This is a genomic window from Falsiporphyromonas endometrii, from assembly GCF_042654485.1.
GTDB classification, from domain to species: domain Bacteria; phylum Bacteroidota; class Bacteroidia; order Bacteroidales; family Porphyromonadaceae; genus Porphyromonas; species Porphyromonas endometrii.
In genome coordinates, this window is sequence record NZ_JBHSGO010000017.1 from 1 (window position 1) to 6,504 (window position 6,504).

Here is a 6,504-nt window from a genome sequence, read left to right on the forward strand (position 1 = left end):
CCCCGGGCGGACGCCAATCCCCCCGGTGTTTTTCATGTCCGCCTGACGGATGAGAAAAACAATTGAATGAAATGATTAATTTTGACTCAAAGATAAACTTCAATTACACACTTTTAGGGATACTACCAATTTGTTTGTTCTGAACTATAGAAATCCCCATAAATTGGCAACACTTAATTGTTTAGATACCCCAACGTTCTATCCCTAATGTTCTGAAGGCATAATTCGTTATAGACTAAGAGATGTCACAAGAACAACATTATTTTCTTGTATAGCACTCTCAAGAAACCACCTTGATCTTTATTGCGATGCTTTTAGCATAGAAACAGCAAAGGCTATATAATGCTAAAAAGAGGTGGAAANTATTGTACTTAGTTTTTGCAGGACAGCCGTTCTTTCAGCTTAAGAGATAAGAAACTTGACTTGATTATCTCACAAGGCATCAAATCCTGCAGATGCTAATCTAAGTCTTTAATAGATATCATTTTTAGAAAAAGGATGAACAGTTATAGTATGTGAAGGGTTTCAATTGATAGACGATACATCAGAAGATTAATTCTAGCTACTCCTCTCTTCGAGCAAAGAGTCGCAAGCTACGCCTCGGCAAAAACATTCAGAAGTCATTATTGAGACTGTTTACAAGGATCTGTATGAGAGATATTGCCTCTATCTTCTCGAATGGCCAAAAAATAGAACGAAAAGGCTGTCCCCTAAGAGGAAGGCGTCACAAGGGAAGATACGAAAGGTTATACCAATTATGTTGTACAAAGTGCCATTCTTACAAATATATGAGCAAATTTGGTGACTTAAGAAAAGGATGAGATGCAAGGCACTGAGGCCAAAGGGAGAGTTCCTTCATGTCCGAAACCGAATACCAAAACTATAAATAAGCAAATTCCTTTGTGCAATAGTTTAGCTCCGTGAACAACACCAATGAAGGAGAATTCCTTAGGATATCGACCCCATGTGCACGACTCCATATTTATGCTTGCTACGGCCTCTCTCTGATTCCTTGAGACATCATTGCCAAGGGATGGGGCTGACAAAGAGACTCAGGACTCTTGAAGTTTCTCCGGTCTTAGCACCATAATAATTTATTATTGCACTGATCTCTTATTTGAAATTCTACAGTCTTTTCAATCACTCCAAAAAAGGACTAGGGAATACTCTTCAAATAGGAAGCCGAAAGCCATTCAAAATACTCTGAATTAGATAAACAAAGGGCTGTATCCCAAAAGACACAGCCCCCTTGATGCCTCAATAAACCATCTATACAATCAGCTCAGTACATTAAAGTACGTAGTTAATTCTAAGATTATTTATCGTAGAATGAATATAGGTCGTTTAAGACATAACTTTGTCTAACAAATTATCCATATCCTTTAATGAGACTCCATGCAAAACTTAATATCGGTCTTGTCTACGACCACCACGACTAAAGTTGTTGCGCGGTTCTCTGGGACGGGCAACACTCACTCGTAGCTCTTTGCCTTCAAATTCTTTGCCATCAAGTTCATTGATAGCACTCTGAGCTTCAGCATCGTTTTCCATCTCTACAAAACCAAAACCGCGTGAGCGACCGGTTTCACGATCTGTAATAATACGAGCAGAAGAAACTTCGCCGAAAGCAGCGAAAAGATCCAACAGACTCTCCTCGAGAGTACGATAGTTGATGTTTGAAACGAAAATGTTCATTGAAAAAAATTTATAATAAATGTATTAGTTTTATTTGATTCTGCATTATCCTTTTCTTGGGCTTAATAGGGATCTCTATTGATTCTTCTTTTTATTTGAGATGAAACAATGATTGCTTCTACAAAGACCTTGATAAAAACTAAGCAGTGTTATATTTATTGTTTTATTCGACTGTATTACAATATTCGATGCATACTGCATTGAGACCTCGTGGACCTGATTCAATGTCAAAATTGACTTCATCGCCCTGTTTGATACTCTTAGGAGCATTGCTACAATGAAAGAAGATATCATTCGGCGAATCGCTTTGACTAATGAATCCGATACCCTTTTTGTCATCAAAAAACTTGACAATTCCCCTAGGTCTTTCATCTTCAGATACCTCTTTCTTAGGGATAGATATCTGAATATCCTCCAACTCTATCTTTTCTACCTCATCTGGCTCAGGAGGCGTATCACAGATATTACCGTTTGCATCAACATATGCAATCATTTCAGCAAAAGAATCCGGTGCTTCAGCCTTACGCTCTTCACGACGACGAAGCTTTTCTTTCTTCTTTTGTGCTTTTTTCTTTTCTATCTCTCTTTTCTTATATGAAATGGCCATTATTACTCCTTAATATTGTGTTATTACTTAAAAGATACAGATGATTGCATGCGTTGCAGCTTTCTACCAGTCAATTTTTGAATGTCTCGTACAATCTTCGATTCGGCTTGCGTACAAAATGAAAGAGCGGTACCACTACAACCCGCTCTACCGGTACGACCAATGCGATGCACATATGTTTCAGCTGCATCCGGCATGTCAAAATTGATAACTGTTTGCAAATCAGAAATATCAATACCTCTTGCAGCTATATCTGTAGCAATAATTACGCGTGTACGATGCGTCTTGAAGTTGGTTAAAGCCTTTTGACGAGCATTTTGACTCTTATTACCATGTATGGCATCACACTTGATTCCTCTTTTGTTGAGTTTTCTGGCAATCTTATCTGCACCATATTTGGTACGAGCAAAAACCAAAGTTGTATTGGATTGATCTGTTCCAAGTACCTGCATAAGCAAATCTACCTTTTCTGCTTTTTCGACAAAATACAATTGCTGGCAAATACTTTCAACTACAGAAGATTCGGGAGTAGTTTCAACCCTAACAGGATTACGCAACAAAGCTTTAGACAACTTATTAATGCTACTAGGCATAGTAGCTGAGAAAAGCATAGTTTGTCTCTGTTGAGGTAAAAAAGAAAGAATGTGTTTGATATCATGAATAAATCCCATATCCAACATGCGATCAGCTTCATCCAATACGAAATACTTTACAGTATCTAAGGAAACCAGATCTTGTGAAATCAAATCTAGCAATCGTCCGGGTGTCGCAACAAGGATATCAATACCTTTAGAAAATTGTCTCACTTGTTGATGCTGATTAACGCCTCCAAATATGGCGCATGACTTAATGTTGGTAAATTGGGTATAGTCTCGAATACTCTCTTCTATCTGAATAGCTAACTCCCGGGTAGGAGCCAAAACTAAAGCAAGAGGAGATCTTTGAGAACCTTTAATGGTTAACGATAAAATTTGCTGAATAATAGGAAGTGCAAAAGCCGCTGTCTTACCAGTCCCTGTACAAGCAATACCCATAATGTCATTACCTTTTAATGCAATAGGGATAGACTTGGACTGAATGGCAGTTGCACTGTCATATTTTTTCAATTGAAGAGCCTTCAAAATAGGCTCAGAAATACTTAAATCTTTAAATGTCATAAATAAATTTTAAGCCAATTTACTTGGCTATTTCAACTAATACGACAGAATATCGGCAAAGAAGTTGGCAAAATACGCACACTTCAGAGATATTCCGAAGGATAACTACTTAAGAAATGAGGGGAAACACTTAAAAGGAAATCTGGAACCTCAAATCCTGCTTGCCTATTATCTGAGACAAACACTTTAAGAAACTATATTTTGAGGTCGATTTTTACGATGACTATCACTTCTACATGGATTAGAAGATAAATAGCACTGTGAAGAACTGAAACTACAAAACTAACGCTCTTATTGCGACAAAAGTAATCAAATGTTCCGAACAAACAACAATTCTATCAAATAACCTTTCATTAAATTGATAGAAATAGAAATAATAGTAGTCATTAAAGCTGGTTAACAAATTATTTGTAAGTGTATATGCCATAAATAATGATGATACAGAGAGAGTTTAAGTCCGATAATAATACAATTGTATTTGTACCCCGTGATATTAAATGCTCCTACCTGTTAGAAATTAGCATGAATGATTGGACTATGCATACTTCCGGATTAAGTTATATTGATTGATCATGTTCGACTTACATGAGTAATAGAGATTATATAATACTTCGATATCGATGGCATATTGAGACTATATTTCGATATGTCAAATGAAACAGCTACACTTCTCAATAGTTCATAGAATCACTCAAGCAAAAGTGGAGATATAGAAATGAAACGACATGATAATCATATTCGTAATTCCTTATCTAAAGGTTGTATCCAAAAGGTGGTAAAGTACACCCTTTTTAGCTAATCTTGATCTGACACTCCACACCTAGCACTTTAAAAATCTCTACAGCAGATAAATGAGTCTCACTTATACGAACAAGATCAGGAGAATCTTTTCATTGAAGAATCTAATTGTTGTCTTTCAACAGGAATATGCCTCCTCCAACAACGACAAGACCAATCATAAAGATATCACATGTATATATTAACTCAAGTGATCTTTAGCTATATCTTCTAATGATATTTTACTCAAACAATAAAACTATAACAAGTTACCCAAGAATGGGGTAGAGGAAATACAAGCAACTTATGAAACCAATTACAGAAGAGCAATCTACTCTTTTAGTAATTATAAATATATCTATAATAATGTATAAGAATAATTGTATTAATATTTGTCATGTAATCATAAAAGCTAATCAATAATAGCGATAAAGTATATAATATTATTAATTAACTCTAGATTGAAAAAATAATAGAATAACAATAAATCTCTTACATATGCCATCAACAAAAGGATTGACAAGATATCAATGGCCCATTAACCCTAAATAGAGGCAATAAAAACAGACGACCTTTATTAGGATACAGAGAAAGCTCTACAATAAAGACTTAAAAGAAGAGCCAATAGAAATATGATATAAGACTATAATGGTAATAGAATAAAGGTGTATCGTTAATTGGTATTACTTTCATCATTTGCAGGAAAGAACGTTTCGTAGCTCTTATCAGAGTAGAAAACCATAATCTTCTCAACCTTTTTAGATACCGGAGGAATAGACACTGCTGATAGAGTGCAGGGAGATGGTTCACAAGAAGAGATAGCTGTTGGTGCAGATGGTGATACATAATTCATTTGCATAGAATCTTTAGAATAATCATTAGTAGATGATTCTGAATTAGGGAAGGTATCAAATAAGAGATTATTCTGACCATCTAAAGAAGATTGCATATCAGAAGACAGAGGCAACTGTGAATCGACAGACTGATTCTCCTTATCACCATAACCAAAGTATATCCACATACTGGAAATATCCGGACAAGCCTTAACAATCTTATTTAGCACATCTAGAGTGGCTTTCGTCTTATCATTAAGAATATTAGAAATTGTTGTACGTGGAATTTGACAACGATCAGCAAAAGCTGCAGCAGTACTTCCAGTAATGGAAAGAATCTCTTTGATGCGAAACCGAACAGAATCGGTATCAATATAAAAATCGTTTGTCATATCTGTCATTACTATGAATTCTTGTTTGTGAATACAAAGTTATAAATACGAATCGATAACAGCAAATCGTATATACAAATACATCACACAAATATGTTTTATAATATTGAATTCATAATCATACTTTAAAGCTGATAAAACTAATCATACTTCTAAATTACACCTATGTAATATTATAGATTAACTACTATATATAATTGGTTATTAAATAGATATATCATTATAGTATGGACATTAACCACTGGACACTGACTGTATTGTGGCTATTGATGAATAAAATCTAATTCTTATCTTTAGAATATTCCTTATAACTAACTGGTATATAGTGTTTTAATCATATATAAATATCTATGCATAAAGCGATTGATATATATGTATTCATAAACATAGATACCCATGTCACTTATATTTATGACACTTATCTAAAAGCCATTTATATAAATGGAAGGTCATATCTTTAGCCAACTAATACATAATCATTTATGCAAATCGACTCTAAACATACACTTATATAAACTGAATAGTACATGATTATATATTCATGACAAACTGACAAGACTGTGTTTCTCCTAAAAAGCCATAATTCTTAAATACAAATCAAATTAAGATCATGATGCATGAATGTGATAAATATTGGAGCTATTTTGTGTTTACCGAATCATAAAATTGCCCTAACATCGATGAATAAAGGGATAGATAGCTCTAGAGGGGTTTTTGATTATAAATTTAAAATAGAAGAATCAGCTCTCCCCTATTCTTTTTGACTCCCCCACCTCACTTCAATACATATAAATCTCAATACAAATATGGAAATCAAGTGATATGTCACAAATTTGGTTGAATTGACTTTCAATTATAATTGACAAAGCTTTTGATAAGGGAATGAAAAATTTTAGTCAGTAGATTCAACTAGGATTATCAGAAGCTGTTTAAAAATTATTCAGAGAATTTATTAAGCAATATTTTGCAGAAAGCAAGTTGAACCATAGCCTCTGCAGTAGCGGCATGAAACTCATAATCAATCGTCAGTCTTCTAAAATTTT

General features: G+C 34.4%; 4 protein-coding genes. All 4 read right to left on the reverse strand.

Features of this window, described 5'->3' with window-relative positions:
• Positions 1–1,404: 1,404 nt before the first annotated feature.
• A complete protein-coding gene (locus ACFO3G_RS01040; RefSeq protein WP_380077156.1) occupies positions 1,405–1,695 on the reverse strand; it encodes an RNA recognition motif domain-containing protein in 291 nt (96 codons plus the stop codon).
• A gap of 163 nt (positions 1,696–1,858) precedes the next feature.
• On the reverse strand, positions 1,859–2,302 hold the full coding sequence (locus tag ACFO3G_RS01045) for a cold-shock protein (protein WP_380077158.1): 444 nt from the start codon (positions 2,300–2,302) through the stop codon (positions 1,859–1,861).
• Positions 2,303–2,325: 23 nt separating this feature from the next.
• Positions 2,326–3,459 carry a DEAD/DEAH box helicase gene (locus ACFO3G_RS01050; protein WP_380077160.1) on the reverse strand — a complete coding sequence of 378 codons (1,134 nt, stop codon included), beginning with the start codon at positions 3,457–3,459 and terminating at the stop codon, positions 2,326–2,328.
• Between the two features lie 1,450 nt (positions 3,460–4,909).
• Positions 4,910–5,461, reverse strand: coding sequence for a helix-turn-helix domain-containing protein (locus tag ACFO3G_RS01055; protein WP_380077162.1), 552 nt, complete (start codon positions 5,459–5,461; stop codon positions 4,910–4,912).
• Positions 5,462–6,504: the final 1,043 nt, after the last annotated feature.